This is a genomic window from Micromonospora sp. MH33, assembly GCF_003013775.1.
Taxonomy (GTDB): Bacteria; Actinomycetota; Actinomycetes; order Mycobacteriales; family Micromonosporaceae; genus Micromonospora; species Micromonospora fulviviridis.
In genome coordinates this window covers 1-2,769 of the sequence record NZ_MUYZ01000508.1, presented here as the reverse complement: position 1 = coordinate 2,769, position 2,769 = coordinate 1, and the positions used below count along the sequence as shown (strand labels likewise).

At 73.7% G+C, this 2,769-nt stretch carries 3 protein-coding genes; 1 reads left to right on the top strand and 2 read right to left on the bottom strand.

Going from position 1 to position 2,769, the window contains the following annotated elements; genetic code table 11:
• Positions 1-188: 188 nt before the first annotated feature.
• Positions 189-389 carry a peptidoglycan DD-metalloendopeptidase family protein gene (locus tag B0E53_RS35100; RefSeq protein ID WP_107079791.1) on the bottom strand — a complete coding sequence of 67 codons (201 nt, stop codon included), beginning with the start codon at positions 387-389 and terminating at the stop codon, positions 189-191.
• Between the two features lie 18 nt (positions 390-407).
• Complete coding sequence (locus tag B0E53_RS35095; RefSeq protein WP_107079790.1) at positions 408-2,201, bottom strand: ABC transporter ATP-binding protein; 1,794 nt, start codon at positions 2,199-2,201, stop codon at positions 408-410.
• Positions 2,202-2,262: 61 nt separating this feature from the next.
• Here B0E53_RS35095 and B0E53_RS35090 point away from each other — a divergent pair, with 61 nt between their 5' ends.
• Positions 2,263-2,706, top strand: a complete 444-nt coding sequence (locus B0E53_RS35090) for a MarR family winged helix-turn-helix transcriptional regulator (RefSeq protein WP_107079789.1) — start codon at positions 2,263-2,265, stop codon at positions 2,704-2,706.
• Positions 2,707-2,769 lie beyond the last annotated feature (63 nt).

Genomic DNA, 2,769 nt, shown 5'->3' with positions numbered 1-2,769 from the left:
CGCCCGAGCCGCGCCGGCGGGTTCCCCGGCCGGACTCCCCGGTGGAGCAGTTCACTCCGCTCGAACCCTTCCCGCCACCGCCCGCCCCGCGTCCGCCACGTCCCGCTCCCGGGCCACGACCGGCGTCCGCGGGCGGGGCCACCCCGGCCTCGGACGACCCGGGGCCGCCCGACGCCTGAGCCGGCGGGTCAGCAGTTGTTGGTGCTGGTCTGGTTGCGCTTGAGGTAGTCGGACCAGGCGCCCTGGACGACCGAGACGACGACGCTGCCGTCGTGGATCTGCTCGTAGTGCAGGTGCGGGTTGAGGTCGTACTTCGCCGACGAGGCGCCGACCTTGCCGATGACGGTGCCCTGGTTCACGGTGTCGCCCTTGGCGACCAGACGCTCGATGAGGTGGGCGGGGACGGGTCAGGCGGCGAGCGACGCGTACCGGCCGGCGCGGTCGAGCAGGGTGTGGTGGGTGCCGGACTCGACGATCCGGCCGTGGTCGAGCACGGCGATCTGGTCGGCGTCGCGGACGGTGGAGAGGCGGTGCGCGATGGTGACCACGGTGCGTCCCCGGGCCAGCTCGTCGAAGGCGCGCTGCACGGCGCGCTCGGTCTCGGTGTCCAGCGCGCTGGTCGCCTCGTCCAGCACCAGGATCCGGGGGTCGCGCAGCAGCGTGCGGGCGATGGCCAGGCGCTGCTTCTCGCCGCCGGAGAACCGGTGGCCGCGGGAGCCGACCACGGTGTCGTACCCGTCGGGGAGCGCGGCGATCAGGTCGTGGATCTGCGCGGCGCGGGCGGCGGCCTCGATGTCGGTGTCGGTGGCGTCCGGGCGGGCGTACCAGAGGTTCTCCCGCACGGTGGCGTGCAGGAGGTAGGTCTCCTGGCTGACCACGCCCACGACGGCGGCCAGGTCGGCCAGTCGCAGGTCGCGCAGGTCGACGCCGTCGATGGTGATCCGGCCGGCGTCGGGGTCGTGCAGCCGGCTGATCAGCGCGGCGAGGGTGCTCTTGCCGGAGCCGGTCTCCCCCACCAGGGCCAGGCTGGTGCCGGCCGGGACGTCCAGGTTGACGCCGGCCACGGCGGCGGTGTCGCTGCCCGGGTAGCTGAAGGTGACCTCGGAGAAGCGCAGGTGGCCGCGGACCCGGGCCGGGTCGAGGGCCACCGGCCGCGCCGGGTCGGCCACCTCGACGGGCAGGTCCAGGTATTCGAAGATCCGGGCGAACAGCGCCATCGAGGCGGTCAGCGAGACGCCGACGTTGAGCAGGCCCATGAGCGGCCGGAACAGGTTGCCCTGGAGGGCGGTGAAGGCGACCAGGGTGCCGATGGTGAGCGTGCCGGCGGTGCCGGGCAGGCCGGCGCCGAGGTAGATGACGGCCGGGATGGCTGCGAAGATCACCGTCATGGAGGCCATCCGCCAGCGGCCGGCCAGCTCGGAGCGGAGTTCCAGGTCGACCAGGCGGGCCGAGGAGGTTGTGAACCGGTCGACCAGGGTCGCGCCCGCGCCGAGGGTCTTGGCCAGCTGTACGCCGCTGATCGACAGCCCTTCCTCGATGGTGACGTTGAGGTCGGCCAGCTCCCGCTGTCGGCGGGCGGTGATCTCCCGGCGCAGCCGGGCCACCCGCCGGGTCAGCCAGATGGCGGGCGGCAGCACGACCACCGAGACGAGGGTGAGCCGCCAGCTCAACGCGACCATGGCGATGACGGTGGCGACCACGGTGGTGAGGTTGGCGGCGATCGAGGTGGCCGTGGAGGTGACCACGGCCTGCATGCCGCCGATGTCGTTGGTGATCCGCGACTGCACCTCGCCGGTGCGGGTGCGGACGAAGAAGCCGATCGACTGGCGTTGGAGGTGGGTGAAGACGTCGGTGCGCAGCCGGTGCATGACCTCCTGCCCCACCCGGGTGGAGATCCAGGTCTGCGCCACGCCGAGCACGGCGGTCACCGCGGCCACCCCGACCATGCCCGCGACCAGCCAGGCCAGCAGGGTCAGGTCGCGCTCCGGGAGGGCCCGGTCGATCACGGTACGCAGCAGGAACGGCGACGCCATCGCGATCACGGACGACGCCATGATGATCGCCACCACGGCGGCGAGGGGGCCGCGGTGGTCGGTGAAGAGGCCGCCGATCCGGCGCAGGGACACCTGTCGGGCCTGCGTCTTCTCGGCGGGGGTCACGGTGGTCCGGCCGCCACCGCGGCCGTCTCGGAATCCGTCCAAGGGGGTGCTCTCTTCCGTCGGGGGCATTGCTGAGGTTACCTCATCATGAGGTAGCAACAGCATGTGCTGCTACCGTATTCCGGTGACCGGCGGCGACGACGAGGAGAGCCTGGGCGAGACGTTCTGGGCGGTGGCCCGGCGGCTGCGCCACCAGTCCAAGCGCACCCTCGAACCCTGGGAGATAAACCCGGGGCACGCCCGGGCGCTCGCCGTGCTGATGCGGCACGGCGCGGTCCGGCTCAGCACGCTCGCCGAGCACCTGCGCATCGCGCCCCGCTCCGCCACCGAGGTGGTCGACGGCCTGGCCGAGCGCGGGCTGGTCGAGCGGCGGCCGGACCCGGTGGACCGCCGGGCCACCCTGGTCGCGCTCACCGGTGAAGGCGAACGGGTCGGCGAGGCCATCCGGGGGGCCCGGGCCGCCGAGGCGGAACGGTTCTTCGGCGCCCTCGACCCGGCGGACCGGGACGAGCTGACCCGAATCCTGCGCCGGCTGCGCGACGACTGACCGGCATCGCCGGCCCGGCGCGGACCGGCCGGCGCCCCCCGGGACCGCCGCGGCGACGGCCGG

Excerpts from the sequence above, each read along its gene's own strand:
- B0E53_RS35090 (WP_107079789.1), top strand. The coding sequence starts at position 2,263 with ATGTGCTGCTACCGTATTCCGGTGACCGGCGGCGACGACGAGGAGAGC.